This window comes from Rhodovulum sp. BSW8, from assembly GCF_003314725.1.
GTDB lineage: Bacteria > Pseudomonadota > Alphaproteobacteria > Rhodobacterales > Rhodobacteraceae > Rhodovulum > Rhodovulum visakhapatnamense.
This window is the reverse complement of sequence record NZ_QNVX01000036.1, coordinates 59,993-85,671: the sequence shown is the minus strand read 5'-3', so window position 1 is coordinate 85,671 and position 25,679 is coordinate 59,993. Positions and strand designations below refer to the sequence as shown.

Annotated in this window: 27 protein-coding genes; 15 read left to right on the top strand and 12 right to left on the bottom strand. The window is 69.5% G+C overall.

Features of this window, described 5'->3' with window-relative positions; all coding sequences use genetic code 11:
• Positions 1 to 497: 497 nt before the first annotated feature.
• Positions 498 to 1,127 (bottom strand): phospholipid-binding protein MlaC, encoded by a 630-nt coding sequence (locus DSD19_RS14570; protein ID WP_113670110.1) that lies wholly within the window; start codon positions 1,125 to 1,127, stop codon positions 498 to 500.
• The gene (locus DSD19_RS14565) at positions 1,117 to 1,884 is read right to left on the bottom strand and encodes a VacJ family lipoprotein (RefSeq protein ID WP_371412613.1); all 768 of its coding nucleotides are present in this window, start codon (positions 1,882 to 1,884) and stop codon (positions 1,117 to 1,119) included. The genes DSD19_RS14570 and DSD19_RS14565 overlap by 11 nt, the downstream gene beginning before the upstream one ends.
• A gap of 177 nt (positions 1,885 to 2,061) precedes the next feature.
• Here DSD19_RS14565 and DSD19_RS14560 point away from each other — a divergent pair, with 177 nt between their 5' ends.
• Genes DSD19_RS14560 through DSD19_RS14545 form a run of 4 tightly spaced genes read left to right on the top strand, consistent with a single transcriptional unit; the run spans position 2,062 to position 4,840 of the window.
• Entirely contained in the window at positions 2,062 to 2,526 is a 465-nt protein-coding gene (locus DSD19_RS14560) for a RidA family protein (RefSeq protein ID WP_113670108.1), read from the top strand.
• Complete coding sequence (locus DSD19_RS14555) at positions 2,523 to 3,290, top strand: glycerophosphodiester phosphodiesterase family protein (RefSeq protein ID WP_113670107.1); 768 nt, start codon at positions 2,523 to 2,525, stop codon at positions 3,288 to 3,290. Before DSD19_RS14560 ends, DSD19_RS14555 begins: the two co-directional genes overlap by 4 nt.
• Before the next feature lie 48 nt (positions 3,291 to 3,338).
• Positions 3,339 to 4,550: a GNAT family N-acetyltransferase gene (locus DSD19_RS14550; protein WP_113670106.1), complete on the top strand. Its 1,212-nt coding sequence runs from the start codon at positions 3,339 to 3,341 to the stop codon at positions 4,548 to 4,550.
• Complete coding sequence (locus DSD19_RS14545; protein WP_113670105.1) at positions 4,547 to 4,840, top strand: 4a-hydroxytetrahydrobiopterin dehydratase; 294 nt, start codon at positions 4,547 to 4,549, stop codon at positions 4,838 to 4,840. The genes DSD19_RS14550 and DSD19_RS14545 overlap by 4 nt, the downstream gene beginning before the upstream one ends.
• Before the next feature lie 37 nt (positions 4,841 to 4,877).
• Here the strand turns inward: DSD19_RS14545 and DSD19_RS14540 are convergent, their stop codons facing one another.
• Positions 4,878 to 5,366, bottom strand: a complete 489-nt coding sequence (locus DSD19_RS14540; RefSeq protein WP_075784295.1) for a peroxiredoxin — start codon at positions 5,364 to 5,366, stop codon at positions 4,878 to 4,880.
• Positions 5,367 to 5,446: 80 nt separating this feature from the next.
• Between DSD19_RS14540 and DSD19_RS14535 the strand changes: the two genes are divergently transcribed.
• From DSD19_RS14535 to DSD19_RS14525, 3 genes are read left to right on the top strand one after another with little or no spacing between them, the layout of a single operon-like run.
• Entirely contained in the window at positions 5,447 to 6,652 is a 1,206-nt protein-coding gene (locus DSD19_RS14535) for an NAD(P)/FAD-dependent oxidoreductase (protein ID WP_113670104.1), read from the top strand.
• Positions 6,649 to 7,209, top strand: a complete 561-nt coding sequence (gene rsmD, locus DSD19_RS14530) for a 16S rRNA (guanine(966)-N(2))-methyltransferase RsmD (RefSeq protein ID WP_113670103.1) — start codon at positions 6,649 to 6,651, stop codon at positions 7,207 to 7,209. Before DSD19_RS14535 ends, rsmD begins: the two co-directional genes overlap by 4 nt.
• Positions 7,210 to 7,250: 41 nt before the next feature.
• Positions 7,251 to 8,195 carry a DUF6635 family protein gene (locus DSD19_RS14525; protein WP_075784292.1) on the top strand — a complete coding sequence of 315 codons (945 nt, stop codon included), beginning with the start codon at positions 7,251 to 7,253 and terminating at the stop codon, positions 8,193 to 8,195.
• 129 nt (positions 8,196 to 8,324) lie between these two features.
• On the opposite strand, the gene DSD19_RS14520 is transcribed toward DSD19_RS14525, so the two are convergent.
• The 3 genes from DSD19_RS14520 to sfsA form a co-directional block, all read right to left on the bottom strand.
• On the bottom strand, positions 8,325 to 9,857 hold the full coding sequence (locus tag DSD19_RS14520; protein WP_113670102.1) for a S9 family peptidase: 1,533 nt from the start codon (positions 9,855 to 9,857) through the stop codon (positions 8,325 to 8,327).
• A gap of 82 nt (positions 9,858 to 9,939) precedes the next feature.
• Entirely contained in the window at positions 9,940 to 10,818 is an 879-nt protein-coding gene (gene map / locus DSD19_RS14515; protein ID WP_207802472.1) for a type I methionyl aminopeptidase, read from the bottom strand.
• A 67-nt stretch (positions 10,819 to 10,885) separates the two neighbouring features.
• Positions 10,886 to 11,593 carry a DNA/RNA nuclease SfsA gene (gene sfsA / locus DSD19_RS14510; RefSeq protein WP_113670100.1) on the bottom strand — a complete coding sequence of 236 codons (708 nt, stop codon included), beginning with the start codon at positions 11,591 to 11,593 and terminating at the stop codon, positions 10,886 to 10,888.
• A 120-nt stretch (positions 11,594 to 11,713) separates the two neighbouring features.
• Between sfsA and DSD19_RS14505 the strand changes: the two genes are divergently transcribed.
• The 4 genes from DSD19_RS14505 to DSD19_RS14490 are packed head-to-tail and all read left to right on the top strand — an operon-like array spanning position 11,714 to position 14,711.
• Positions 11,714 to 12,445, top strand: coding sequence for a molybdopterin-binding protein (locus tag DSD19_RS14505; protein ID WP_113670099.1), 732 nt, complete (start codon positions 11,714 to 11,716; stop codon positions 12,443 to 12,445).
• Positions 12,442 to 13,167 (top strand): N-acetyltransferase, encoded by a 726-nt coding sequence (locus DSD19_RS14500; RefSeq protein ID WP_113670098.1) that lies wholly within the window; start codon positions 12,442 to 12,444, stop codon positions 13,165 to 13,167. Before DSD19_RS14505 ends, DSD19_RS14500 begins: the two co-directional genes overlap by 4 nt.
• 3 nt (positions 13,168 to 13,170) lie before the next feature.
• Positions 13,171 to 13,746 carry a peroxidase-related enzyme gene (locus tag DSD19_RS14495; protein ID WP_256359787.1) on the top strand — a complete coding sequence of 192 codons (576 nt, stop codon included), beginning with the start codon at positions 13,171 to 13,173 and terminating at the stop codon, positions 13,744 to 13,746.
• Positions 13,743 to 14,711 carry an OmpA family protein gene (locus DSD19_RS14490; RefSeq protein WP_113670097.1) on the top strand — a complete coding sequence of 323 codons (969 nt, stop codon included), beginning with the start codon at positions 13,743 to 13,745 and terminating at the stop codon, positions 14,709 to 14,711. Before DSD19_RS14495 ends, DSD19_RS14490 begins: the two co-directional genes overlap by 4 nt.
• A gap of 26 nt (positions 14,712 to 14,737) precedes the next feature.
• On the opposite strand, the gene DSD19_RS14485 is transcribed toward DSD19_RS14490, so the two are convergent.
• The 5 genes from DSD19_RS14485 to DSD19_RS14465 all read right to left on the bottom strand — a co-directional run bounded on the left by DSD19_RS14485 (position 14,738) and on the right by DSD19_RS14465 (position 20,221).
• Entirely contained in the window at positions 14,738 to 15,640 is a 903-nt protein-coding gene (locus DSD19_RS14485; protein WP_075784285.1) for a LysR family transcriptional regulator, read from the bottom strand.
• 138 nt (positions 15,641 to 15,778) lie between these two features.
• Positions 15,779 to 17,794, bottom strand: coding sequence for an NADPH-dependent 2,4-dienoyl-CoA reductase (locus tag DSD19_RS14480; RefSeq protein ID WP_075784284.1), 2,016 nt, complete (start codon positions 17,792 to 17,794; stop codon positions 15,779 to 15,781).
• A gap of 430 nt (positions 17,795 to 18,224) precedes the next feature.
• Positions 18,225 to 18,644 carry a hypothetical protein gene (locus tag DSD19_RS14475; protein ID WP_113670096.1) on the bottom strand — a complete coding sequence of 140 codons (420 nt, stop codon included), beginning with the start codon at positions 18,642 to 18,644 and terminating at the stop codon, positions 18,225 to 18,227.
• On the bottom strand, positions 18,641 to 19,411 hold the full coding sequence (locus DSD19_RS14470) for a DUF6478 family protein (RefSeq protein ID WP_133260446.1): 771 nt from the start codon (positions 19,409 to 19,411) through the stop codon (positions 18,641 to 18,643). The genes DSD19_RS14475 and DSD19_RS14470 overlap by 4 nt, the downstream gene beginning before the upstream one ends.
• A gap of 105 nt (positions 19,412 to 19,516) precedes the next feature.
• Positions 19,517 to 20,221, bottom strand: coding sequence for a hypothetical protein (locus DSD19_RS14465; RefSeq protein WP_133260445.1), 705 nt, complete (start codon positions 20,219 to 20,221; stop codon positions 19,517 to 19,519).
• Positions 20,222 to 20,300: 79 nt separating this feature from the next.
• On the opposite strand from DSD19_RS14465, the gene DSD19_RS14460 reads away from it, so the two are divergent.
• From DSD19_RS14460 to DSD19_RS14445, 4 genes are all read left to right on the top strand, one after another.
• On the top strand, positions 20,301 to 21,185 hold the full coding sequence (locus tag DSD19_RS14460; protein ID WP_113670094.1) for a CPBP family intramembrane glutamic endopeptidase: 885 nt from the start codon (positions 20,301 to 20,303) through the stop codon (positions 21,183 to 21,185).
• Between the two features lie 92 nt (positions 21,186 to 21,277).
• On the top strand, positions 21,278 to 22,153 hold the full coding sequence (locus DSD19_RS14455) for a CPBP family intramembrane glutamic endopeptidase (protein WP_113670093.1): 876 nt from the start codon (positions 21,278 to 21,280) through the stop codon (positions 22,151 to 22,153).
• An 81-nt stretch (positions 22,154 to 22,234) separates the two neighbouring features.
• Complete coding sequence (accD, locus tag DSD19_RS14450) at positions 22,235 to 23,239, top strand: acetyl-CoA carboxylase, carboxyltransferase subunit beta (RefSeq protein ID WP_113670092.1); 1,005 nt, start codon at positions 22,235 to 22,237, stop codon at positions 23,237 to 23,239.
• Positions 23,236 to 24,510 (top strand): folylpolyglutamate synthase/dihydrofolate synthase family protein, encoded by a 1,275-nt coding sequence (locus tag DSD19_RS14445; RefSeq protein WP_113670091.1) that lies wholly within the window; start codon positions 23,236 to 23,238, stop codon positions 24,508 to 24,510. The genes accD and DSD19_RS14445 overlap by 4 nt, the downstream gene beginning before the upstream one ends.
• A gap of 40 nt (positions 24,511 to 24,550) precedes the next feature.
• On the opposite strand, the gene zapE is transcribed toward DSD19_RS14445, so the two are convergent.
• Positions 24,551 to 25,630 (bottom strand): cell division protein ZapE, encoded by a 1,080-nt coding sequence (gene zapE / locus DSD19_RS14440; protein WP_075784278.1) that lies wholly within the window; start codon positions 25,628 to 25,630, stop codon positions 24,551 to 24,553.
• Positions 25,631 to 25,679: the final 49 nt, after the last annotated feature.

The window sequence follows — 25,679 nt, the reverse complement described above, 5'->3', positions numbered from 1 at the left end:
CCACGACCGCGGCCGGCAGGGACGAGAGCTTCGCGGGCTCGCGTCATCAGACCGCAGTCCGGGACGATGACTTCGCGTAACCGCCCGAGGCGCTTGACGCAGTGCAAAAGACCGGCGCGGCAGAGCCGAGCCGTCGCCTTCCATCTCTTCAACAGGATGGCGCCGACGGCGACGGCCCCGCATCGCGGCCCGACGGATCTCTTGCGTATCGAAGGCGCGGATGCAGAGGCGGTCGCGGCCCTGCGGGACAAGGTCCGGATTGTCGTCGGACGGGGTCCGGTGCAGGCCAGCCTGCCCGCGAGCGATAGCCCGAACTGCACCGGCGGCCATCGGCTGGGATTCGAAGCCGCTAGACGCTGCGACTGTCGGCGGGGCATCAGGGCGCCCCGACCGAAGATCTTGGGGAAGGAAAGCCCGCAGTGGCCCGTAAAGGTGAGCGGAACCCGCTCAGCGTCAACGATTTGCGGGGACCCTGGCCCCCGACCGAGATGCCGGGATCAGCCCAGGGTTCGAAGGTCGCGGGTCAGCGCGCCGATATCGCCGCGGCGCTTGTCCAGCATGGCGCCGATCTCTGTGCGTTCACTGGCCAGCATGTTCACACCTTCGATGAAGATGTTGAAGAACTTGTTGCTGCCCGAGCGGTCCGAGACCAGGAACACCACCTCGACCGGGGACTGGCCGCGCAGCAGCGCGGTCGACTTGACCTCGTAGAAGTTCTTCACCTGGCGGGCCTGGTTCACCTTGATATCACCGCCGACAAACTCGCGGAAACGGCGGCCATACTTGCGGGCGATATAGCCCTGGAAGGCATCGGTGAAGGCGCTCAGCTGCGCCGAACTGGCCTGCCGCGCGGCAACGCCCAGAACGGACCGTGCAATCACCGACACATCGGCATAGCGCGCGAAGATCCGCTCGAATTTCGAGAACATCTGGGCTTCGGAGCCGCCCGAATTGATCGCGCTGTTGATGTCGCCGACCACGCTGTCGATCAGGCGCGAGGCCTCGTCGGTGGTCAGGGCAAGGGCGCGTCCGGGCGTCAGGCCGGACACGGCCAGGGCGGCACCCGCCATCAGACCGGTCAGCAACAGGCTGCGGCGGGTCGGGGCGAGGACGGGCTTACTGGGCATTGGGGTCTTCATAGGGATCCTCGTAGGGGTCGAAGTAATCGGTCTCTTGGTTGCGGCTCAGCTTGTGGCGCCGGCTGTCCAGATAGATCTGGCGCGACTGCGCATAGCTGTCTGCGCTTTCATATAGGACCGAATCTACGAGATCCGAATTTTCATAACGTGCATCCGCCCCCCGAAGCACCCCGGTGCCCGCCATCACATTGCGCTCTTCGGAATTGGCCAGCGGCCTCAGCGGGTTCATCGCGAAATCGACAGCACGTCCGATCATGGCACGTTCGGTCATCGGGCCGAGCACCGGGAACTCGACATAGGCGCCCTCGCGCATGCCCCAGACATAGAGCGTTTCGCCGAAATCGGTGTCGACCTTGGTCGCGCCCATCCGCGTGGCCGGATCGAGGATCCCGCCCAGCCCGACCGTGGTGTTGATCAGGAACCGCGTGCCGTTCTGCACCGCGTCGCCGGGGCGGAACTGCAGCAGGCTGTTGATCATCGCCCCGGGCAGCGACAGGTTCGAGGCGAAGTTGCTGACACCGGACCTGACCGGACGCGGCACCGCCTTGCCATAGGCAGTCGAGACCGGACGGAACACACCGCGGTCGAGCGACTTGTTGGCCTCGTGAATCTGCCGGTTCCGCGATTCGTAGGGGTCGCGGATCGTGCCGGGCGCCTCGGGATGCGCGCAGGCGGACAGAAAAAGGACAGTGGAAAGAACCGCAAGACGGCCCGACCACAGGGTGGCTTTCCGCAAAGACGACACGAGCTGGATCCAGTCTGATATCGAGACCCCGCCAAGGAACCACGCCCGGGCGCAGATCACAAGAGCAGAGGCGCAGGGAAACGCGCGCGCGTTGCAGGAATTTTACGGGTTCCGCCCGGCACGGCGCGGGGGTAGCTTCGGCCCGAACCGACGATCCACCCCTTTCGGAGAGACCACATGAGCGGCAAATACGAGGCCAGACTGGCCGAGCTTGGCGTCACCCTGCCCGATGCCCCCGCGCCCGCGGCGAATTACGTGCCCTATGTGACCTCGGGCGCGCTGGTCTTCGTCTCGGGCCAGATCTCGGCCCGGGATGGCGCGATGATCCAGGGCAAGCTGGGCGCGGACATGGACGTGGCCGCCGGCGCCGAGGCCGCGAAAGCCTGCGCGATCTCGCTTCTGGCCCAGCTCAAGGCAGCCTGCGGCGGCGATCTCGACCGGCTGGTCCGGGTGGTCAAGCTGACCGGCTTCGTCAACTCGACCCCCGAGTTCGGCGACCAGCCGAAGGTCGTGAACGGCGCCTCGGACTTTCTGGTCGAGGCGCTGGGCGATGCCGGGCGGCATTCGCGCTCGGCGGTCAGCGCGGCCTCGCTGCCCTTCGGCGTCGCGGTCGAGATCGAAGGCATCTTCGAGATCGCATGACCCCCCTGCCCCCGGCCTTTCTCATGGCCCCCATCGCCCACCGCGCGTTCCATGACCGCGCCGCCGGGCGGCCCGAGAACTCGGTCGAGGCGGTGCGCGCCGCCATCGCCGGGGGCTACGGCATCGAGATCGACATCCAGCCCTCGGCCGACGGCGTGCCGATGGTGTTTCACGATTACGACCTCGCCCGGCTGACGGGCGAGACCGGCCCGGTCGCGGGCCGGAGCGCGGCCGAACTGGGCGCGATCCCGCTGAGTGGCGGCACGGAGGGCATCCCGACGCTCGACCGGGTGCTTGACGAGGTCGCGGGCCGGGTACCGCTGCTGATCGAGATCAAGGATCAGGACGGGGCCATGGGCGCCGCCGTCGGCCCGCTGGAACGGGCGGTGGCCGCGGCTCTCGGGGGCTATGACGGCCCGGTCGCGCTGATGTCCTTCAACCCGCATAGCGTGGCGGCGCTGGCCGAGGCCGCGCCCGACCGGCCGCGCGGGCTGACGACCTGCGCCTATGAGGCGAAGGACTGGCCGACGCTGCATGCCCCGGTGCGGGACACGCTGCGCGACATTCCCGATTACGACCGGGTCGGCGCGTCCTTCATCTCGCATCTTTGGCGCGATCTGGCCCGGCCGCGGGTGGCCGAGCTCAAGGCCCGGGGCGCTGCGATCCTGTGCTGGACGATCCGCAGCCCCGCCGACGAGGCCATTGCCCGCACGGTCGCCGCGAACGTCACCTTCGAGGGCTATGCCGCGGCGCGGCCCGCTTGACCCGGCCCCCGGCGGCCCCACCTCAATGGGAAAGCCGGGGCAGGACAGATGCGCGCGCGTGAACTCGAGGCAGACCAGGTCGAGATCGAGGTTCTGACCTCGATCGACCAGATCGAAGAGGACCAGTGGCAGGCCTGCGCCTGCCCCGAAGCGGCCGATGGCGGCCGCCCCGAAGATCCGTTCACCACCTACCGCTTTCTCGCGGCGCTGGAACACAGCGGCTCGGTCGGGCCCGGCAGCGGCTGGCAGCCGCATCATCTGGTGGCCCGCGACGGAAGCGGCGTCTTCGCCGTCGCGCCGCTTTACGCCAAATCCCACAGCCAGGGCGAATACATCTTCGATCATGGCTGGGCCGATGGCTATGAACGGGCGGGCGGGCAGTATTACCCCAAGCTGCAGATCGCGGTGCCCTTCACGCCCGCCACCGGCCGCCGATTCCTGACCCGCCCGGGCCAGGAGACGCGCGGGCGGGCGGCCCTCGTCGAGGGGGCGGTGCGCCTTGCCGCACAGAACGCGCTTTCGTCGGTCCACATCACCTTCTGCACCGAGGCCGAGGCCGAGGCGGGCCGCGAAATGGGGCTGTTGCATCGCGTCACCCAGCAGTTCCACTGGGAAAACCGCGCCTATGCCGATTTCGACGCCTTCCTCGCCACGCTGTCCTCGCGCAAGCGCAAGAACATCCGCAAGGAACGCGCCACCGCGGCAGCCTTCGGCGGCACCATCCGGGCGCTGACCGGCGATGCAATCCGGCCCGAGCACTGGGACGCCTTCTGGCGGTTCTACCAGGATACCGGCGCGCGCAAATGGGGCACGCCCTACCTGACGCGCGCCTGCTTCGACCGGTTGCACGAGACCATGCGCGAGGACATGCTGCTGGTTCTGGCCGAGAGCGACGGCCGACCCGTCGCGGGCGCGCTGAACTTCATCGGCCGGTCGCGGCTTTACGGGCGCTACTGGGGAGCCGTCGAGGACCACCCCTGCCTGCATTTCGAACTGTGCTATTATCGCGCCATCGACTTTGCCATCGCCCATGGCCTCGACACCGTCGAGGCGGGCGCGCAGGGCATGCACAAGCTGTCGCGCGGGTATCTGCCGACGCCCACCCATTCGCTGCACTGGATCGCCGATCCGGGGCTGCGGGCCGCGGTCGACCATTTCCTGCGGGCCGAGCGCGAGGCCGTCGCCGAAGAGATCGAGGTGATCACCGCCTACGGGCCGTTCCGCAAGACCGCGAAAGACCAGGAGGAGGAACAGGAATGACCGGAAAACTGACCGGGGACGAACGCAAGCTGGAACTGTCGCCGCTTCTCGCCCATGGCTGGAGCGAGGTCGAGGGCCGCGACGCCATCGCCAAGACCTATGAATTCGGCGATTTCGTCTCGGCCTTCGGGTTCATGACCCGGGCCGCGCTTTGGGCCGAGAAGATGAACCACCATCCCGAATGGTCCAATGTCTACAAGACCGTCGAGGTCACGCTGTCGACCCATGACGCGGGCGGGCTGACCATGAAGGATGTCGATCTGGCGCGAAAGATGGACGCGCTCGCCTGAGCGCGGACGCCCGCCCCCAAAGGGACGGGCGCGGGTCTCAGATCTGTTCCAGCAGGGTTTCGCCGGCCGAGATCGAGCATTCGCCCGGGCTCGCCTCGACATTGAGTTTCTTCACCACGCCGTCCTCTACCAGCATGGCATAGCGCTTGGACCGCGAAATCAGCCCGGCGGGCGGCGCGTCGAAATCCATGCCGATGGCTTTGGTAAAGCTGGCATCGGCATCGGCCAGCATGGTGATGCCCGCCGCATGCGCGCCGGTCGCCTCGCCCCAGGCCTTCATCACGAAGGGGTCGTTGACGGCGATGCAGGCAATCTCGTCGACGCCCTTCGCGGCCAGCTTGTCCTTCGCCTTGATGAAGCTTGGCATATGCGCCGAATGGCAGGTCGGCGTGAAGGCCCCCGGCACCGCGAACAGCACCACCTTGCGGCCCTTCAGCTTGCCGGACAGCGAGACGGCGCCCGGCCCGTCTGCCCCCATTTCGGTAAAGCTCGCCTCGGGCAGACGGTCGCCTTCGGAAATCGCCATGACTTCTTCCTCCTGATCCATTGCATTGCGTTTCGCGGCTCAGATAGTGTGCGACCCGGATCGTGCCAGAGCGGAAGTCCATGTCTCACATCGTTATCATCGGCGCCGGACAGGCGGGAGCGGCGCTGGCCGCGAAACTGAGGGCGCTTGGCCATGACGGGCCGCTGACCCTGATCGGAGACGAACCGGCGCCGCCCTATCAGCGCCCGCCGCTGTCGAAGAAATACCTGCTGGGCGAGATGCCGCTGGACCGGCTCTATCTGCGCCCCCCGGCATTCTATGCCGAGGCCGGGATAGATCTCCGCCTGGGCGAAACGGTGATCGCCATCGACCGCGCCCGCGGCCGGGTGGTGCTTGAAGGCGGAGAGATCGGCTATGACATGCTGGCGCTCGCCACCGGCGCCGCCCCCCGGCGCCTGCCCGCCGACAAGGGTGGCGCGCTTGCGGGCATCCATGTGGTCCGCACGCTGGCCGATGTCGACGCGATGGCGCCTGCCTTCCGCTCCGGCGCCCGCGCGCTGATCGTCGGCGGCGGCTATATCGGGCTCGAGGCGGCGGCGGTTGCGTCCCGTCTGGGGCTGAAAGTCACCCTGACCGAGGCCGCGCCGCGCATCCTGCAGCGCGTGGCCGCCCCCGAGACCTCGGACTGGTTCCGCGCGCTCCATGCCGCTCATGGCGTCGAGATCCGCGAGGCGACCGGCCTGACCCGCCTGCTGGGCGAGACCCGCGTCACCGGTGCCGAGCTGGCCGATGGCAGCATCATCGAGGCCGATTTCGTCATCCTCGGGATCGGCGTCGCCCCGGCGACCGCGCTGGCCGAGGCGGCCGGGCTGACGGTCGAGGCAGGCATCGCCGTCGATGCGATGGGCCGGACCTCGGACCCCGCGATCTGGGCCGCGGGCGACTGCACCAGCCTGCCCTATCGCGGCGGCCGGATCCGGCTTGAAAGCGTGCAGAACGCCATCGACCAGGCCGAGGCGGTCGCGGCCAACATGCTGGGCGCGGACACGCCCTACGATCCGAAGCCATGGTTCTGGTCCGACCAGTATGACGTCAAGCTGCAGATCGCGGGGCTGAACCTCGGCTACGACCGCGTGGTGGTCCGCCCCGGCGACCGCGCGGGCAGCCTGAGCCACTGGTATTATCGCGGCGCCGAGCTGCTGGCGGTCGACGCGATGAACGACCCGCGCGCCTACATGACGGCCAAGCGTCTGATCGAGGCGGGCCGCTCGCCCGATCCCGAAAGCGTCGCCACCGGCGATCTCAAGGCGCTGATGGCGGCATGAGGATCGTGGCAGGACGGTTCCGCGGCCGGGCGCTGGCTTCGGTCGGCAAGGGCGATCCGGCGGCGCATCTGCGCCCGACGACCGACCGGGTGCGCGAAAGCCTTTTCAATCTTCTGCTGAACGGCGGCTATGGCGATCCGGTCGGCGGTGCCCAGGTGCTCGACCTCTTCGCAGGCACCGGCGCGCTGGGGCTCGAGGCGCTCTCGCGCGGCGCCGCCCATGTCACCTTCGTCGATGACGGCACGACGGCGCTGGCGCTGGTCCGCGAGAATGTGGCGCTGTGCCGGGCCGAGGCGGACTGCACGATCCTGCGCCGGAACGCGACCCGGCCCGGCCCCGCCCCCGAAGCGCCCGCGACGCTGGTCTTTCTGGACCCGCCCTATGGCAAGGGTCTTGGCGAAAAGGGGCTGGCCGCATGCCTTGCGGGCGGCTGGATCGCGCCGGGCGCCCTGATCGTCTGGGAAGAGGGCGCGGCGGTGACCCCGCCCGAGGGGGTCGAGCTTCTGGACAGCCGCCGCTATGGCGAAACCGGAATTTCCATCCTCGAAGTCCGCTGACCCGCTTGCCGGAAGGCCATCGCCCCCCCATCTGGTCGGCCATGACCGAGCCGCTGAGCCACGACACCGATGCCGCCCTGATCGCCGCCGCGCGCAGTTATTTCGCCGCGCGCCGCGCGCGTGTACCGGCCTTTGCCCGGCGGCGCTTCGGGGTCGTCGGGGCGCTGCGGCTGCACCGCCACGCGCTGGGCTGGGATGTGCTCAGGGCGCCGGTCAACGTGCTGCTGTCGCCGGTGCTGATCCTGACCCGGCTGGGCGCCTGGGGGGCCGGGCGACTGGGCGCGCGCCGCGTTGCGGCCTGGCTTGGCGCGCGGCAGATCCTGCTGCCCACCGCCGTCGCCACGGCGGCCGAGCGCGCGGTGGTGGTCGATCTGCTGGAACTGCCCTGGGACGGCCCCGGCGGCGCCAGCGGCAAGGATGCGCTGGCCCGCGCGATCCTCGCCCGGCCCGACCTCGCAGCCCTGGTCGCGGCGCGGGCCGAGGCCCCCGCTCTGGGCGCCCGGGCCCTCGGGGATTATGGCGGCACCCGCTCGGCGGTGGCCGAGATGACCACGGCGCTGGGCACGATGGGGGCGGGCGCGCTGGCCTTCCAGTCGCTGACGCCCGGCATGGTGTCCTTCGCGCCCGGGATCGCCGCCATCGTCGCGCATCAGGCCGCCATCGCCGCCTTCCCGCTGGGCGGGCTTCTCGGCACCGCCTGGTACGGGGTCTTTCCCGCCGCCGCGCCCGCCTGGATGACCGTCGCGATCACCGTGCCGCTGATCGGCCTTGGCGCGCTGGTCGCGGCCTTCGCGGGCGTGATCGCCGACCCGGTTCAGGTGGCGCTCGGCATGCATCAGCGCCGGTTGAACCGGCTGATCGACGCGCTGGAGGACGCCTTTACCGGCACCGGGCGGCGCGGCTTCGCCGCACGCGAACATTATTTCGCGCGGCTTCTCGATCTTTCCGATGCCGGGCTGGCCGCGATCAGGCTGATGCGGGGTTGAACCGCCCCGAAGAAGAGCCCGGAGGCACCTGTTGCGTCATGGGTATTTGGGCCAAGAAGAAGCCCAAGCCGTCTCTTCTTCTTGGAAAAAATACCCCCAGCACGCTCTCCGTCCCGCGATACGGCCGGATCAGACGGCCTGGAACATCGGGAAGGTCACGCCCAGCGCCCAGGCAAGGAAGAGGCCAAGCCCAAGACCGACGCCCGCAGGCCGGTTCGTGGCGCGGCCGATCCAGCCGCCCATGGTGCCGAACAGCAGATAGAAGATCAGGATGATCGGCAGGATCAGCAGCAGGAAGAACAGACGGTGGAAATCGAGCGCGGTGGCGATCCCGAGCGAGACCAGGAAAGCGCCGCGCGACACAAGGCCGCGCCAGACCGGCGCCCGGCCGCCCTCGACCATCAGCGCGTCCGACAGCATGTAAGGCACCGCCCCCACCACCATTGCAGCGATGATGAGGCCGCGGATCGGGATCGGCCAGAACGAGGTCACGTAGCGATCCATGGCGAAGCCGAAGACCCCGATGGTGTAAAGCGCCACCAGCGCGGCCAGCGCCAGGATCCGGCCGATTTCGCGCCAGCCTGCCCAGCGCACCTCGCCCCACCAGGCCAGAAGTGCCAGCACCATCGCGCCGTAAAGCGCGAAATGGACGGCCAGGTAATCGGCCACCAGCACCGGCAGAAAGCGGGTTTCGAACGGCGCCAGGATCAGCGGCACCGCCACCGCCGGAAGCAGCGCCACGATCAGGAAACGGCGGCGCGGCAGCGGCGCGGGCCGGGGCGCCTCGGTCTGGCCGCGCATCCGCGCCAGAGGCCAGGCCAGAGCCACGATGCCAACCAGCAGCAGCGCGATCCAGCCGCCGATCTCGACGACCGGCCCGCCGCTTGTCCGCCCGAAGGTCGCATCGAGCCAGGCCCGCGTCTCGCGCAGCGCGGTCGGCGACCAGATCACGCCGATATGCTCGACATCGGGGGCCAGCAGCGCCCGCCGCCCGGTGCCCGTCGCCGGATCGCCCACGGTATCGCCCAGCTGCGCCGACGGATCGGCCAGCTGCAGCGCCTCGAGCGGGTCCGTGGCCAGCCGGCTTTCCCATTCCCCGTTGATCATCAGCAGGTTCGATGGCTCGGTCGCGGTGATCGAGTCGTTCGCCGCAGCGATCCCGATGGTGGCCGCGATCCGGGGGTCGTCGCGCGCCTCGCGGATCGCGATATAGCTGCCCATGGAATGGCCGAGGATCGCGACCCGCCCGTCGGCCCAGGGCCGGCCCAGCGCCGCATCGGTCACCCGCCGCGTCTCGGCCATCAGCAGAAGCGCGGTGCCCTCGGGACTGTCGAGATCGCCCGACATCGGCACCGGGTTGCGCCCGTGCCCTTCGTAATCGAACGCGACCGCCGCATAGCCCGCGCGCGCCAGCGTCAGCGACCAGGCCTGCATCAGCTGGCGCGATCCGGCAAAGCCGTGCGAGACGATCACCACCGGGGCGGGCGGCGCGTCCCTCAGCCGGTAGACCGCGGCGGGCGTCGCGCCGGTGCCGGGCACCGGGGCGATCACGATGCCGCGCCGCTCGGACTCGAGCTGCCAGACCGAGACCGCGATCGCCAGAAGCGCCGCAAGCCCCACGATCCAGCGCATCGGCGTCAGACGTGCGAAGAGTTCGACCATGATACCGCCTCTCTCGCCGCCCGAAGGCGGCGGACTGCCCGGAGTGTCGTTCGGAGCGCCGCGCCCCGGAAAGGGCGACGGCTCAGCTGTAGGTAGGGTGGAACAGCCCGCCCGGCGAGAGCGTGAAGATCTCGCAGCCATCGGCGGTGACGCCGATCGAATGCTCGAACTGGGCCGAGAGCGACTTGTCGCGGGTCACGGCGGTCCAGTCATCGGCCAGGATCTTGGTCTCGGGACGGCCCAGATTGACCATCGGTTCGATGGTGAAGAACATGCCCTCTTCCAGAACCGGGGTCGGGTCGCGGGTCGGGTTGCCCGAAATTGTGACCTTCCGGCCCTCCTCGTCCAGCCGGAACGGCGCGTAATGCAGCACGTTCGGCGGCGCGTGGAACACCCGCCCCAGCCCGTGGCCGCAGAAATCGCGCACCACGCTCATGCGATGGGATTCGACATAGGCCTGAATGGCCGCGCCGATATCGCCGAAGGTGTTGCCGGGCCGGACCGCCTCGATCCCCTTGAACAGCGAATCGTGGGTGACCTGGATCAGCCGCTCGGCCTTGCGCGAGAGCTTGCCCGCCACATACATCCGGCTGGTATCGCCGTACCAGCCATCGACAATCACCGTCACGTCGACATTGAGGATGTCGCCATCCTTCAGCACCTTGGGTCCCGGGATGCCGTGGCAGACCACATGGTTCACCGAGATGCAGCTGGCGTGCTTGTAGCCCTTGTAGCCGATGGTGGCGGACACCGCGCCCTTGGCCTCGACCAGATCGGTGATGACGCGGTCGATCTCGGCCGTCGTCTGGCCGGGGAAGACCAGAGGCGCGATTTCGTCGAGGATCTCGGCCGCCACACGTCCCGCGGCATGCATGCCGGCGAAATCCTCGGGCTCGTAGATGCGAATGTTGTCCTTCGTCCGCCTGCCGCGGGTCTTCTCGTCCAATGCGCACTCCTTCATGGCTTGACCCAGAGATACGCTCCGCCGCCGGCAAAGACCAGAGGCGGAACGGTCGCGCCGGTCCGCCTCAGCCCAGATCGACCGGAAGCGCCTGCGCAAGCGTCACGCCCTCGGGGCCGATGCGGGTGGCGTGGCACAGGAAGACGACCCCCGCCGCGGCCGCCGCGCGGGCGGCTGCGGCATAGCCCGGATCAAGATCGGCGGCGAGCCCGAACCGCGCGCAATCCGTCCGCTGCACAAGAAACAGGACCGCCGCCCGGTGCCCGGCAGCCACCATCCGGGCCAGATCGCGCATGTGCCGGGCGCCGCGCGCCGTCACGCAATCGGGAAACTCGGCCCGGTCGCCCTCGCGGCGCAGATGCACGTTCTTGACCTCGAGATAGGTGTCGGGCTGGCCGGCCGCGCTCAGCAGGAAATCGACCCGGCTGCGGGCGGCATAGCGCACCTCGGGGCGGACCCGGCCATGGCCCGGCAGCGCCGGAACCCGGCCCTCGGCCAGCGCCTCGGCCACCACCCGGTTGGCAAAGCCCGCATCGACCCCGGCCCAGTGCCCGCCCGGAAGCTCGGCCAGCCGCCAGGAAAAGCCAAGCTTGCGGCGCGGATCGTCATTGGGCTCCAGCCAGACCCGAAGCCCCGGATCGGTCAGCCCCAGCATCGCGCCGGAGTTCGGGCAATGCGCCGTCACCTCGGCCCCGTCCTCCAGCCGCACATCCGCGAGGAACCGCTTGTAGCGTCGGATCAGCCGCCCCGGCACGAGGGGTCTTTGAAAGCGCATGGCGGGCTCCTATACCGAAGGACACAGACCGGCAAGCCGGGCACGGACAGGGCCGGAAAGGCCCCCGCGACCGGGTCCGGGCAGATCGGCCGGTCGAGGAGGCCGGGCAAGGAGGCAGCCATGACCAACCCCACCGCGGCGATGCTGGTGATCGGCGACGAGATCCTGTCGGGCCGCACCCGCGACGCCAACATGCATTATCTGGCGGGCGAGGCGATCAAGCACGGCATCCGGATGGCCGAGGTCCGCATCGTTCCCGACCGGCAGGACCGGATCGTGGCCGCGCTGAACGCGCTTCGGACCGATTACGACATCGTCTTCACCTCGGGCGGGATCGGCCCGACCCATGACGACATCACCGCCGATGCGGTGGCGGCGGCCTTCGGCGTCGGCATCGACGTGCGCGAGGATGCCCGCGCGCTGCTGGCCGAATATTGCGCCCGGATGGGGCGCGACCTGAACGAGGCGCGGCTGAGGATGGCGCGCATCCCCGATGGCGCCACGCTGATCGCCAACCCGATCTCGGCCGCGCCGGGCTTCGTGATCGGCAATGTCCATGTCATGGCCGGGGTGCCCAGCGTGTTTCAGGCGATGGTGGCAAGCGTACTGCCCACGCTGGCGGGGGGCCATCCGCTGATGTCGCAGACGCTGTGCGTCGAGCGGCCCGAAGGCGATATCGCGGGCGAGCTGCGCGGGCTGGCCGCGCGGTTCAACGATCTGTCCATCGGGTCCTACCCGTTCAGCCGCGACGGGGTTTACGGCACCAACATCGTGATCCGCGGCTCGGATGGCGCGCGGATCGACGCGGCCATGGCCGAGCTGTGCGACCTGTTCCCCGAGGCCATGGCGTGAGCCTCGCGCGGCTTTTCGCGGGGCAGGAGACGACCTGGCCGCCCGCCGCCCGCCACATCGCGGGCCCCTGGTGCCTGCGCGACGGGCAGGGCGGCGGCAAGCGCGTCGCGGCGGCGACTCTGGAGGGCGCCTTCGACCCCGCGGCCATCCCCGAGGCCGAGGCCGGGATGCGGGCGCTGGGCCAGGACCCGCTGTTCATGGTGCGGCCCGACGAGACGGCGCTTGACGCGGACCTCGCGGCGCGCGGCTATGTCGTGGTCGATCCGGTGACGATCCTGTCGGGCGCGGTCGCCGATCTTGCCGCCGAACCGCCGCCGCCTGTGTCGGCCTTCACGCTCTGGGAGCCGCTCGCGATCATGGACGAACTCTGGGCGGAAAACGGCATCGGCCCGGCCCGGCGTGCGGTGATGGCCCGCGTCCAGGGACCAAAGACCGCCGTTCTGGGGCGGCGCAAGGACCGCGCCGCGGGCGTGGCCTTTGCGGCTCTCTGCCGCGACATGGCTTTCGTGCATGCGGTCGCGGTCTCGCCCGACTATCGTCGGCAGGGAACCGCCGTCAACATGATGCGGGCCGCCGCCCAATGGGCCCAAGATCAGGGAGCAACATCGCTTAACGTTCTGGTTACAGACCATAATCACGCGGCCCGCGCGCTCTATGCTTCCCTGAACATGAGGGATGTGGGACACTATCATTACCGAATGATCGCGCCGCAAAAGGCCTGAGCAGTGACCCATGACGCGCCCCGCACCACGGCACTCGACCTGCCGATGGTGGACCCGCTGCCGGCTGAAACCCAGCGGTATTTCGATCTTTGCGCGGACCGGCTTGGCCTCGTGCCGAACGTGCTGGCCGCCTATGCCTTCGACATCGGCAAGCTGAACGCCTTCACGGCGATGTATAACGACCTGATGCTGGGCCAAAGCGGGCTGTCCAAGCTTGACCGCGAGATGATCGCGGTCGTGGTCTCGTCGATCAACCGCTGCTGGTATTGTCAGGTGGCCCATGGCGCCGCCGTGCGCGAGTTGTCGGGCGATCCGGCACTGGGCGAGGCGCTGGTGATGAACTACCGCGTCGCGGCGCTGAGCCCGCGCCAGCGCGCCATGCTGGATTTCGCGGCCAAGCTGACCGAGGCCAGCCACCGGATCGAAGAGCCCGACCGGCAGGCGCTGCGCGAGGCGGGTTTTTCCGACCGCGACATCTGGGACATCGCCGCCGTGGCCGGGTTTTTCAACATGACCAACCGCGTCGCCTCGGCCTCGGGGATGGAACCGAACCCCGCCTATCACGGGGCGCATCGATGACCCCGCGCCCCATCCTGACGCTGGTGCTGGCGCTGTGGCCCGCGCTTGGCCTGGCCGAGCTGCCCGAACCGCCCGAGGCGGCCGCCGTGGCCGCCGACGAAACCGAGGCCGACTCGAGCCTGCGGCTGCCGACCGCCCCCTATGACGGCCAGACCGTGCCCACGCTGCGCGCCGAGGGCGCGATCCGGCGGCTGGTCTGGCAGGCCCCGCTGGACGGGCAAGGCACCTTGCAGGTGATCGACGGGCTGAAGGCCCAGTTGATCGCGGGCGGCTACCGGATCGCCTTCCAATGCGCGGCCAAAGGCTGCGGCGGCTTCGACTTCCGCTTTGCCACCGACACCCTGCCCGAACCGGCGATGCATGTCGATCTGGGCGATTTCCGCTATCTGCTGGCCGAGAAGGTGCGGCCCGACGGCACCGATTATGTCAGCCTGGTGGTCAGCCGCTCGGAAGAGCGCGCCTTCGTGCAGGTGACCCGCGTCGGCCGCCCCGAGGCCCCGGCCCCCGTCCAATCCACCAAGTCGCCCGACCCGGCGACCCTGCCGCTGATCGACGCCCCCGCAAAGCCTGCGACCGAAACGGCCGAAGACACGCTGGCCGACCGGCTCGACCGCGACGGGCGCGCGGTGCTGGCCGGGGTCGATTTCGCCACCGGCGCCTCGAAGCTCGACGGCGGCCCCTTCCCCGCGCTGGACACGCTTGCCGACTATCTGCGCGCCCGTCCCGGGGCCCGGATCGTGCTGGTGGGCCATACCGACACCGAAGGCGGGCTGGCCGGGAATATCGCGCTGTCGAAGAAGCGCGCCGAGGCAGTGCGCAGCTATCTGGTGGCGACGCTGGGCGTTCCGGCCGACCGGGTGGCGGCCGAGGGCGTGGGCTTTCTTGCGCCGCTCGCCAGCAACGCGACCGACAGCGGCCGCACGGAAAACCGCCGCGTCGAGGCGGTACTCGACACGGCGGAATAGCCATTGGCACGGCGGGGCGGCCGCGCTCAGATCATGATGTCGTCGCCGTCGAAATGGGTGATGAGGAAGTCGATGAAGGCCCGCACCTTGGGCTGGGTGAACCGCCCCGGCGGATAGACCGCATAGATGCCCAGCCGTTCCATCGGCAGGCCCGGGATCGCCTCTTCGACCAGCCCCTTTTCCTTGGCCTCCTTGAACAGGAAGCTCGGCAGATAGGCGATGCCAAGCCCGGCGATCGCGGCATTCAGCAGCGACTGGCCGTCATTCACCGTCAGCCAGCCCGCGGTGCGCACCTGCCGCTTTTCGCCCGAGGGCGCGGTGATCTTCCAGACATTGCCGCTGGCCTGGTTGGAATAGTGCAGAAGCTTGTGTTCGTTCAGGTCGTCGATCTTCTGCGGGCGCCCGAATTTCTGGAAATAGGCGGGCGAGCCGATCATCCGCTTGGTGGTGTCGGCCAGCTTGCGGGCGCGCAACGTGCTGTCTTCCAGTTCGCCCACCCGGATCGCCATGTCGAAGCCTTCCGAGATCAGCTCGACGAAACGGTTGTTCAGCACCATGTTGATGGTGATGTCGGGATATTGCTGCAGGAACTCGCCCAGAAGCGGCGACAGGTGATTGACCCCGAAATCGGTCGCGACCGAGATCCGCAAGAGCCCCGATGGCGCCGATTGCATCGCCGAGACCAGCGCATCGGCCTCGCCCGCATCGTTCAGCACCCGCCGCGCGCGGTCGTAATAGGCCAGGCCGATCTCGGTCGGGCTGACGCGCCGCGTCGTGCGGTTCAGAAGCCGCGCGCCCAGCCGCGCCTCAAGCGACGAGACGTGCTTGGACACGGCCGATTTCGAAATGCCCATCTTCCTGGCGGCATCGGTGAAGCCGCCTTGATCCACGACAGTGGCAAACGCCTCCATCTCGGTCAGTCTGTCCATAGGTTCTTCCTTGCTCGCATGCCCATCTCACCACCGTTTCGCAAGATGCCGCCGGAATCGGGCAGGAATTGGGAAGGCCCCAGACAATACTTTGGTAACGGGACGGATCGTCGTCCTATCGGAAACAGGCGCCCGGGGTCAGAGCGTGGCCGCGAGCCGCGCGCCCTGGTCGATGGCGCGCTTGGCGTCAAGCTCGGCCGCCACATCCGCCCCGCCGATGACGTGATGCGCGATACCGGCCGCCTCCAGATCCGCCGCCAGGCTCCGCTCGGGCTCCTGCCCGGCGCAAAGCACCACGGTATCGGCAGCGATCAGGCGCCGATCCGGTCCCAAGCTGATCTCGATCCCCTCAGGCGTGATGCGGTCGTAGGTGACGCCCGACAGCATGGTCACGCCCTTCATCTGCAACGCGGCGCGGTGGATCCAGCCCGTGGTCTTACCCAGCCGCTTGCCCGGCTTTTCAGCCTTGCGCTGCAGAAGCGTGACCGCGCGGCGCGGCGGCTCGGGCCGGGGACCTTCGGGCGCCAGCCCGCCGCGATGCCGGGCGGGATCGGCCACCCCCCATTCGGCGCGCCAGAGCGCCGGATCGCGGGTCGGGCTGTCGCCCGTGACCAGATATTCGGCGACATCGAAGCCGATGCCGCCCGCCCCCACCACCGCGACCCGCGGCCCGGCCTCGGCCCCGCCCGCCAGCAGATCGACATAAGAGATCACATGCGGCAGGTCCTGGCCTGCGATGCCCGGATCGCGCGGCAGGACGCCGGTGGCCAGCACGACTGCATCATAGGACAGAAGATCCTCGACCCTGGCCTCCGCCCCCAGCTTCAGCGCGATGCCCTCCCGCGCGACCATGGTGGCGAACCAGTCGACCAGCCCGTCGAATTCTTCCTTGCCGGGAATGCGCCGCGCCATGTTGAGCTGCCCGCCAAGGCTGGCCGCGCGGTCGAACAGCGTCACCGCATGGCCGCGCCCGGCCGCGACCAGCGCCGCCGACAGGCCCGCGGGCCCCGCCCCCACGACCGCGATCCGGCGCGGGGTGGCGGCCGTCTCATAGCGCAGTTCCGTTTCGAAACAGGCGCGCGGGTTGACGAGACAGGTCGAGACCTTGCCGCTGAAGGTATGGTCCAGACAGGCCTGGTTGCAGGCGATGCAGGGCGCGATCTCGCGCGCCCGGCCCGACCGCGCCTTGGCGACGAAATCGGGGTCGGCAAGAAACGGCCGCGCCATCGAGACCATGTCGGCGGCGCCCCCGGCCAGCAGCCCCTCGGCGATTTCGGGCGTATTGATCCGGTTCGAGGTCACGACCGGGATGCCGACCTTGCCCATCAGCTTTTGCGTGACCCAGGCAAAGCCCGCCCGCGGCACCGAGGTCGCGATGGTCGGCACCCGCGCCTCGTGCCAGCCGATGCCGGTATTGAGGATCGTGGCGCCCGCCGCCTCGACCCGCTGCGCCAGCTCGATCACCTCGTCGAAACTGGACCCGTCGGGCACCAGATCGATCATCGACAGCCGGTAGATCAGGATGAAATCGGCCCCGACCGTCGCCCGCACCCGGGCCACGACCTCCAGAGGCAGCCGCATCCGGTTTTCATAGCTGCCGCCCCAGCCATCCTCGCGGCGATTGGTGTGGCGCACCAGGAACTGGTTCAGGAAATAGCCTTCGGACCCCATCACCTCGACCCCGTCATAGCCTGCCTCGCGGGCGCGGGCGGCGGCGGTGGCGATATCGGCGATCTGCTTCTCGATCCCGGCCTCGTCCAGCGCCTTCGGCGGAAAGGGCGAGATCGGCGACTTGAGCGCGCTGGGCGCGACGCAATCGGGGCTGTAGGCATAGCGGCCCGCATGCAGGATCTGCATCGCGATCCGCCCGCCCTCGGCATGGACGCGGTCCGTCACCCGGCGGTGATTGGCGATGTCCCCGGCCGAATACAGCCCGGCCGCCCCCGGAAACACGCCCCCTTCGGGGTTCGGCGCCATGCCGCCCGTCACGATCAGCCCGACGCCGCCGCGCGCCCGCAGCCCGTAGAATTCGGCCACCCGGTCCCAGTCGCCGCGCTCTTCCAGCCCGGTATGCATCGACCCCATCAGCACCCGGTTCGGCAGGCGCGCAAAGCCAAGATCGAGCGGCGCAAGAAGATGCGGATAATCGGTCATGTGGTCGGTCCTCCCCCGGGGCAGACTGTCGCGTCGCCACGCCGCTGTCATCGGGGACCCGACGTCAGGTTCTCTCCCACCGGGCGCGTGCCGGACCAGCATAGGCCGGGACGGCGCCTCTGCCAGCCCGTCCTGCCGCAGGGAGTGTATCCGCCGGGCCTTTTGGTGAAGAGCGACCGGCGCCCCCCGGCACGAAGGTCTGGCAGATAGCCCCGGATGGCCTGTGGGGCGCACCATTGGCACCCGGTGCCCCCCTCCGACCGAGGATGCCGGTCGGTGCAACCGGTCCCTCGCCTGTTTCGGGACGCCCCGGCAGGCCCGTTTCAAACAGCCGGGGCGGCCGCTTGGGTGAGCGGAAGCGCCGGACTGCAACCCAACCCGTCCCACCTTCGCCGACCGGTCCCGAAGGCCTGACAGGCACCGGCCCGGCTCAGGACCCGGAGCGCTGGGAAAGGCGCTGAAACACAGGGATCTCGCGGCAATGGTCGCGGAAGGCGCGCTTGAGAAGATCAAGCTCGGCCCGCATCTGATCAAGCTCGGCGCGCACGTCCCGTTCCAAGACCGCCCCCGCAAGGATCGAGACATGCGCCAGCGTGGTGCCGGTGCTGCGGTCGCGAATCAGCACGTTCTGCACGCCGTCGGACAAGAGATCGGCGGGGATCGGCACCGACAGCCGATGCCGCCCCGGGCGGTCGGGGTCGGGACAGGCGGTAACGCCCGGCAACGTCCGGTCGCCATACAGGGCCTCGATCCCGGGCGGCGGCGCCCCGGCGGGCAGGTCCAGCACCGCCTCCCACAGGCCCGCCTGCAGCCGTTCCCCGCTGAGCCGGGGCAGATCGGCGGGCCTCACGCCTCGGCCCTCGGGCGGCGGCTGAGGACGAGATCGGACAGCAGGATGCGGTTCATTCCGGGGCCGTCGAGGATCAGGTCCATCCACATCCTTTCGGCGCGGCGGTCATTGAGATCGCTGGCGGCAAGGTCGAAATCGAGCGCGATCCGGGGGTCGCCCGGCGGCAGCGCGCGCACGACCTGGGTCAGGTTCGGCCCATGGCGGATGTTGAGCCGGGCGAAGATGTCGACCGGCGCCTCGACCTCGAGCGCGGCCTCGAGCCGGATCAGATGGCGCCGCCGCAGCCCTTCGACGGCGCGCGACGGCAGATCGAACACCATCGACAGGAACCCGCCGTCGAAGCCGAAAACCTCCAGCGAAAGACCGTAGGGCGCGCTGTCCTTTGGGCCGGTATTGGCGATCTGGCGCAGGGCGATCTCGGCCCGGGCGGCGTCGTGAAACAGCGTCAGCCGCGGCCCCAGACGGGTGCCGCTGCCGATCCCGGTCAGCCCGCGCGGGTCGATCGGACCCGAGAAGGGCGCCGGACGAAACCCCCAGTCGGACCCCAGCGGCAGGCGCGGCGCCCCGGCCCGGGCATGAAGCGCCGCCAGCCGCGCATCGGCGGTGTGGATCACCCGGTCGAGGCGGTGGCGCAAGCGCCAGGCACGGCCGCGCAGGGCGGCAAGATCGGGCGCGTCAAGGTGGTCGGCGGCGTCGCCGGCCCGGCTCCAGGCGGCCAGGGCGGGGCGGAACAGAAGACGGTCGGTCAGCGAGTCGCGTTTGGGCAAGGTCGGCATCGGTCACGTTGGGGTTCGGGTCGCCGCCAATCTAGGCGCGCGCAGGATGCCGGAAGGTTAACGCTGGGGAAGAAATGGGCCGGGCCGCGGCGCGGCCTACGGACTGGCGACCAACGCCGGATCGGGAAGGGCTTCGGTTGCGGCCAGACTGCGCCGGGCGAGATCGCGCAGCAGGCTCCGCGCCGCCGGATCGCTCAGCGGATGCGCGACAAAGCCGGTTGCCGCTGCGGTGACGATCCGCCCGTTGGCCTCGAAGATCGCGCGCCAGGCGTCGGGCCGCAACCCTTCGGCCAGCCCCGGGCCGCGGTCGATGGACTTGACCAGGAAAAGCCCCTCTTCGGTCTCGGTGTCCAGCACCTCGACATCGTCCGGTTCGCCGCTGCGCGCGAGCGCCGCACGGCCCAGATCGGACTGGAAATAGCGGCTTAGCACCAGGGCGCGGTCCTCGGGGCTGCCGCCCGGCCCCGGACTGGCCGCGACCGACACGGTCAGGATCGCGTCCTCGGCGGGCACCGAGGCGCCGGGGGCCCGCACCAGGGCCGCGCAGCTGGCCAGCAGAACGAAGGCCCCGTCCTCACCGTCCTGGCTGGCGCCTTCGTCGACGCAGAACCCGTAAGGCGCGACGACCGCCACGCGGTCCCCGGCCACGGTGACCCGCTGCACCCCGTCCCCTCCGGGCACGCAGCCGCCCAGCACCAGAAGCACCGCGGCCGTCAGCGCAATGGCACGGCGCGGCGGGCGGGGCAGGGCGGGGCTTTGGCGGCGCATCGGGTCCTCGGTCGTTGGCTCGGACCCCGGCATAGAGACGGGGCGGCGATGAGACAAGCCATTGAAGCCCGGCGACCGCCCGGTCTAGGGTCGCGGCCGAAAGGGCCGCCCGATGCGCTACGACCCGCATGAAACGCTTGTCTCGACCGCCCGCGCCAGGCCGGAGCTTTGGCGGACCGGCGCCGGGCTGGCCGTTGTCGCGGCGGTCCAGATCGGCCTTGTCTATTGCGTCTTTGGCGCGGTCGCGGCGCTGCGCGGCCCCGGCATCGCCGAGGCAGCGTTCCGGGGCGTCTTCGTCACCTCTCAGACCGCGACCGACACGCTCTGGCTGCTGGCGTCGTTTCTGTGCCTGATCTGCGGCGTGGGCGTCGCGGCGCAACTGCTGCAGGGCCGGAGCCTTGGCGACCTGACCGGCGCGCCCGGTCCGGCGATCCGCCAGTTCGCCCGGGCGCTTCGCGCGCTGGCGCTGCTGTACCTGCTGATCTGGGTCGCGCTGCCCTCGGGGGCCGAGCCGGTCGCGCACCGCCCCATGGGCGCCTGGTTGATGCTGCTGCCGCTGGCCCTGCCTGCGCTGCTGATCCAGACCTTCGCCGAAGAGCTGCTGTTTCGCGGCTATCTGCAGCAGCAGCTGGCGGCGCGGTTCAAAAGCCCCCTGCTCTGGATCGGCCTGCCCGCGCTGATGTTCGCGGCGGCCCATTACAGCCCCGAGGCGGCGGGCGCCAATGCCTTGCCCGCCGCGCTTTGGGCCGCAGCCTTTTCGGTCGCGGCCTCTGACCTGACCGCGCGTACCGGCACGCTGGGCGCGGCGGTCGCGCTTCATTTCGTCAACAACGCGATGGCGATCCTGATCGTCGCCCTGCCCGGCCCGGTCTCGGGGCTTGCACTTTACACCTACGGCTTCGGCGCCGACGACCCCGCGCTCTTGCCGCTGGTGGCGGTCGATTTCGCCGTTCTGGGCGTCTCCTGGCTGGCGGCAAGGGTGGCGCTGCGGGTCTGAGTTGAAGCCCGCGGCCCCGCGCACTAGCTTGCGCCTCAGACGCGAAGGACCGCGTCGCGCCATCCGACGCAACAAGATACAAGAAGAGAGCGATGCGTTCCCCCCTGTTCGAGGCCTATATCGAGCCGGCCCGGCTCTATCCCGAGCTCTGGCGCCTGATCGTCGGCGCGCTGGTGATCCTGCTGATCTATGTCGGCGTGTTCTCGACCATGCTGGTCGCGGCCTATCCGGTGCTCGGACCGCTGAACTATTTCGGCTGGATCATGGGGCTCTCGGCGCCGGCGACCCCGACCCAGACCCTGTTCGTGCTGGCGAGCTTTCTCGGCCTGGGGCTTGGCGTGCTGATCGCGACGCCCGCGCTGCACTACCGCGAACCCGGATCGCTGTTCGGGCCGCTTCGCGACTGGGCGCGGGGGTTCTTCGGCGCGCTCAAGGTACTGGTCCCGGCCTATGCGGCGCTCTTTGCGCTGTCTTGGGCGACGATGCCGCTCGAGGCCAATCTGGACCCGGGCACCTGGGCGCGGGTGCTGCCGCTGGCGCTGGTGCTGATCCTGATCCAGACCGGGTCCGAAGAGCTGCTGTTTCGCGGCTACCTGCAACAGCAGCTGGCAGCGCGCTTTGCCTGGCGCGCGGTCTGGATGGGGCTGCCCGCGCTGATCTTCGCCGCGCTCCATTACAACCCGGCGGCCGGGATGAACAACGTGATGGTGCTGGTCGGCATCCTCGCCTTCGCGCTGGCCGCAGCCGACCTGACCGAACGCTCGGGCAGTCTCGGCACTGCGATGGGCTGGCACTTCGTCAACAATGTCAGCTCGCTGCTGTTCACCTCGCTCAAGGGCACCATCACCGGGCTGGCCCTGTTCGTCACCCCGTTCGACGTGACCGACACCGCGAACGCGCCGCTGGCCATGGCCATCGACCTGATCGCGATCCTTCTGCTCTGGCGGCTGTTGCGCGCGCTGATCTGACCGGGGGCGCCGGGGCGCGGCGCGATTGCAATTCCGGCGTTCGCGGCTTATCTCACGGCCCATTCGTGCGAGAGGCCCCCGATGAACTGGATCAACAACTACGTCCGGCCCAAGATCAACTCGCTGTTCTCGCGTCGCGAGATGCCCGAGAACCTGTGGTCGAAATGCGATGCCTGCGGGACGATGCTGTTCCACCGGGAACTGTCGGACAACCTGAATGTCTGCACCTCCTGCGGCCATCACATGGCGATCCTGCCGCGGGACCGTTTCATCACGCTGTTCGACGGCGGCATTTTCACCGAAGTCGAGGTGCCGGTGCCGCTGCCCGACCCCCTGCAGTTCCGCGACCAGAAGCGCTATCCCGACCGCATGCGCACCGCCCAGAGGACCACGGGCGAGAAAGAGGCGATGCTGGTCGCCGAGGGCGAGATCGGTCGCACCCCGGTCGTCGCGGCGGCGCAGGATTTCAGCTTCATGGGCGGCTCGATGGGCATGTATGTCGGCAACGCCATCGTCGCGGGCGCCGAGCGCGCCGTGGCGCTGGGGCGGCCCTTCATCCTGTTCTCGGCCGCGGGCGGCGCGCGGATGCAGGAAGGCATTCTCAGCCTGATGCAGATGCCGCGCACCACCGTCGCGGTGCAGATGCTGAAAGAGGCAGGCCTGCCCTATATCGTGGTGCTGACCCATCCCACGACCGGCGGGGTGACCGCGTCCTACGCGATGCTGGGCGACGTGCAGATCGCCGAGCCCGGGGCGCTGATCTGCTTTGCCGGGCCAAGGGTGATCGAACAGACGATCCGCGAGAAGCTGCCCGAGGGCTTCCAGCGCGCCGAGTACCTGCTGGACCATGGCATGCTCGACCGGGTGACGCCGCGCGGCAAGCTGCGCGAGGAACTGATCACCATCATCCGCATGCTAATGGGACTGCCGCCCGCGGTGATCGCCGACCTGCCGCCGCCTGCAAGCTTCTCGCACGGGCCCGCACGGGGCGACGACGACGACGGCTCCGAGACCCCGTCCGACCCGCCGCATGCCCTGCCCGCCCAGCCCGATGCCGAACCTCCGGCCGGAGGCGCAAAGGCGTGAGCACGACCCCCAGCGACATCCTCCTCGAGCGGATGATGGCGCTGCATCCCAAGGTGATCGACCTGGTGCTGGACCGGGTCTGGCGGCTTCTGGCGGCGCTCGATCACCCCGAGACGCGGCTTGCCCCGGTCATTCACGTGGCCGGGACCAACGGCAAGGGCTCGACGGTCGCGATGATCCGCGCCGGGCTCGAGGCCGCGGGCGCCCGGGTGCAGGCTTATACATCGCCGCATCTGGCGCGGTTTCACGAACGGGTCCGGATGGCGGACGGGCCGATCGCCGAAGCCGCCCTTGCCGCCGTGCTCGACGAGTGCGAGCGCGCCAATGGCGGCGCCCCGATCACCTATTTCGAGATCACCACCTGCGCCGCCCTCCTGGCCTTCGCCCGCGAGGCGGCCGACTACTGCCTGCTTGAGGTGGGCCTCGGCGGGCGGCTCGACGCGACCAACGTGATCGCGGCGCCGCGCCTGACGGTGATCGCACCGGTCTCCATCGACCATCAGCAGTACCTTGGCGAAACCCTGCCCGAAATCGCGGCCGAGAAGGCCGGGATCCTCAAGCGTGGCGTGCCCTGCGTGGTCGGCCCCCAGGACGAGGCGGCGATGGAAGTGATCGAGGCCCGTGCAGCACAGCTTGGCGCACCGCTGATCGCCCATGGCCAGCACTGGCATGTCTGGGAGGAACGCGGGCGGCTGATCTTCCAGGACGAACGCGGGTTGCTGGACCTGCCGATGCCGCGGCTGATCGGGGCGCATCAGGTGATGAATGCCGGGGCCGCGCTGGCGGCGCTGCGGACGCTCGGCCAGAACGAGACCGCCTGCGAGGCGGCGGTGACCCGCGCCGAATGGCCCGCCCGGCTGCAACGTCTGCGCCACGGGCCGCTGGTCGAAGCCGCGGGCAGGGCCGAGCTTTGGCTCGACGGCGGCCACAACCCGGCCGCCGGAATCGCGCTGGCCGAGGCCGTGACACGGCTCTCGCCAAGGCCCCTGCATCTCGTCTGCGGGATGCTGAACACCAAGGATGTGGCGGGCTTCCTGAAACCGCTGGCGGCCGTCGCCGGGAGCCTGACGGCCGTCTCGATCCCGGGCGAAACCGCGACCCTGCCCGCCGGGGCGACCCGGGCGGCGGCCGAGGCCGCGGGGATTCGTGCCGAAACCGCCGGGGACGTGGCCGACGCGGTGGCCCGGATCGCCGCCGCCGCGCCCGACGCGCGCATCCTGATCTGCGGCTCGCTCTATCTCGCTGGCCGGGTGCTGCGCGAGAACGGCTGATCCCGATCCCGAATTTTCGCAGAAAATTCGCGCCCCGCCCTCAGCCGCGCGCCCAGTCCGCGCCTTGCATCTCGCGCAGACGGCTCGCCGTCCGCTCGAACTCGAAGGCCCCCTCGCCTTCGAGATACAGCATCTCGGGCTCCGCCGCCGCCGAGGCGATGAGCCTCACCTTCCCCTCGTACAGGGCATCGATCAGCGTCACGAAGCGCCGCGCCTCGTTGTAGTTCTCCGATGACAGCCGCGGGATGTCCTCGAGGATCAGCACCCGCACCGCCTGGGCCATCGCCAGATAATCGGCAGGCCCCAGAGGCTTGGCGCAGAGATCCCAGAACGTCGCCCGCGCCACCCCGTTGTGGAACATCGGCAGTTCCACCTGCCGTCCCTGCACCCGCAGCACCAGCGGCCTGCCCTCGCCCTGGGTGAAATGCTCCCAGATCGCCGCCATCCGGGCTCGCGCCGCCCGGTCCGAGGGCGTGAAATAGACCTCTTCCCCGGTCAGCCGGTTCTGCCGGTAATCGGTCGCCGACCCGAGCTCCATGACCTCCAGACGGTCCTCCAGCATCCGGATGAAGGGCACGAAGCGTTCGCGCTGAAGGCCGTCCTTGTAAAGATCCCCGGGCACCCGGTTCGAAGTCGTCACCACCGTCACCCCGGCCGCGAACAGCAACTCGAAGAGCCGCCCCACGATCATCGCATCGGTGATGTCGACGATCTGCATCTCGTCGAAGCAAAGCAGTTTCAGACCGTCGGCAATTCCGGCCGCGACCGGCCTCAGCGCATCGTCCGCGCCCGTCGCCCGGGCCGCGTGCAGCCCCCGATGCACCTCCTGCATGAAGGCGTGGAAATGGACCCGGCGCTTGCCCTCGATGGCGACAGCCCCGAAGAAAAGGTCCATCAGCATCGACTTGCCGCGCCCGACCCCGCCCCAAAGATAGAGCCCCCGCACCGGTTCGGGCGGCGGGGCCTTGCGGAAGAACCCGCCCCGCGGCGCGGGCGGCGGATTCTCGAGCGCGTGCCGGATCCGGTCCAGAGGCGCCAGCGCGGCGATCTGGGCCGGATCGGGGCGCAGATGGCCCTCGGCCGCGCGCGCGTCATAAAGGTCTTTCAGTGTCTCGCTCATGGCCCGGATCTAGAGTGACGTAGCGCGGAAGAAAAGCAGAACGCGCGGC

Bases quoted from the DNA above. Each gene is read 5' to 3' on its own strand.
- DSD19_RS14480 (WP_075784284.1), bottom strand. From the start codon at position 17,794: ATGACCGATTATCCGCATCTTCTTGCGCCGCTCGATCTTGGCTTTGCG.
- map (WP_207802472.1), bottom strand. From the start codon at position 10,818: ATGAAGGAGTGCGCATTGGACGAGAAGACCCGCGGCAGGCGGACGAAG.
- DSD19_RS14460 (WP_113670094.1), top strand. From the start codon at position 20,301: ATGCGCTACGACCCGCATGAAACGCTTGTCTCGACCGCCCGCGCCAGG.
- DSD19_RS14540 (WP_075784295.1), bottom strand. From the start codon at position 5,366: ATGGCGATTTCCGAAGGCGACCGTCTGCCCGAGGCGAGCTTTACCGAA.
- DSD19_RS14545 (WP_113670105.1), top strand. From the start codon at position 4,547: ATGACCGGAAAACTGACCGGGGACGAACGCAAGCTGGAACTGTCGCCG.
- DSD19_RS14570 (WP_113670110.1), bottom strand. From the start codon at position 1,127: ATGCCCAGTAAGCCCGTCCTCGCCCCGACCCGCCGCAGCCTGTTGCTG.
- DSD19_RS14465 (WP_133260445.1), bottom strand. From the start codon at position 20,221: ATGCCGGGGTCCGAGCCAACGACCGAGGACCCGATGCGCCGCCAAAGC.
- accD (WP_113670092.1), top strand. From the start codon at position 22,235: ATGAACTGGATCAACAACTACGTCCGGCCCAAGATCAACTCGCTGTTC.
- sfsA (WP_113670100.1), bottom strand. From the start codon at position 11,593: ATGCGCTTTCAAAGACCCCTCGTGCCGGGGCGGCTGATCCGACGCTAC.
- DSD19_RS14555 (WP_113670107.1), top strand. From the start codon at position 2,523: ATGACCCCCCTGCCCCCGGCCTTTCTCATGGCCCCCATCGCCCACCGC.
- DSD19_RS14535 (WP_113670104.1), top strand. From the start codon at position 5,447: ATGTCTCACATCGTTATCATCGGCGCCGGACAGGCGGGAGCGGCGCTG.
- DSD19_RS14550 (WP_113670106.1), top strand. From the start codon at position 3,339: ATGCGCGCGCGTGAACTCGAGGCAGACCAGGTCGAGATCGAGGTTCTG.
- zapE (WP_075784278.1), bottom strand. From the start codon at position 25,630: ATGAGCGAGACACTGAAAGACCTTTATGACGCGCGCGCGGCCGAGGGC.
- DSD19_RS14560 (WP_113670108.1), top strand. From the start codon at position 2,062: ATGAGCGGCAAATACGAGGCCAGACTGGCCGAGCTTGGCGTCACCCTG.
- DSD19_RS14490 (WP_113670097.1), top strand. From the start codon at position 13,743: ATGACCCCGCGCCCCATCCTGACGCTGGTGCTGGCGCTGTGGCCCGCG.
- DSD19_RS14455 (WP_113670093.1), top strand. From the start codon at position 21,278: ATGCGTTCCCCCCTGTTCGAGGCCTATATCGAGCCGGCCCGGCTCTAT.
- DSD19_RS14485 (WP_075784285.1), bottom strand. From the start codon at position 15,640: ATGGACAGACTGACCGAGATGGAGGCGTTTGCCACTGTCGTGGATCAA.
- DSD19_RS14505 (WP_113670099.1), top strand. From the start codon at position 11,714: ATGACCAACCCCACCGCGGCGATGCTGGTGATCGGCGACGAGATCCTG.
- DSD19_RS14525 (WP_075784292.1), top strand. From the start codon at position 7,251: ATGACCGAGCCGCTGAGCCACGACACCGATGCCGCCCTGATCGCCGCC.
- DSD19_RS14520 (WP_113670102.1), bottom strand. From the start codon at position 9,857: ATGGTCGAACTCTTCGCACGTCTGACGCCGATGCGCTGGATCGTGGGG.
- rsmD (WP_113670103.1), top strand. From the start codon at position 6,649: ATGAGGATCGTGGCAGGACGGTTCCGCGGCCGGGCGCTGGCTTCGGTC.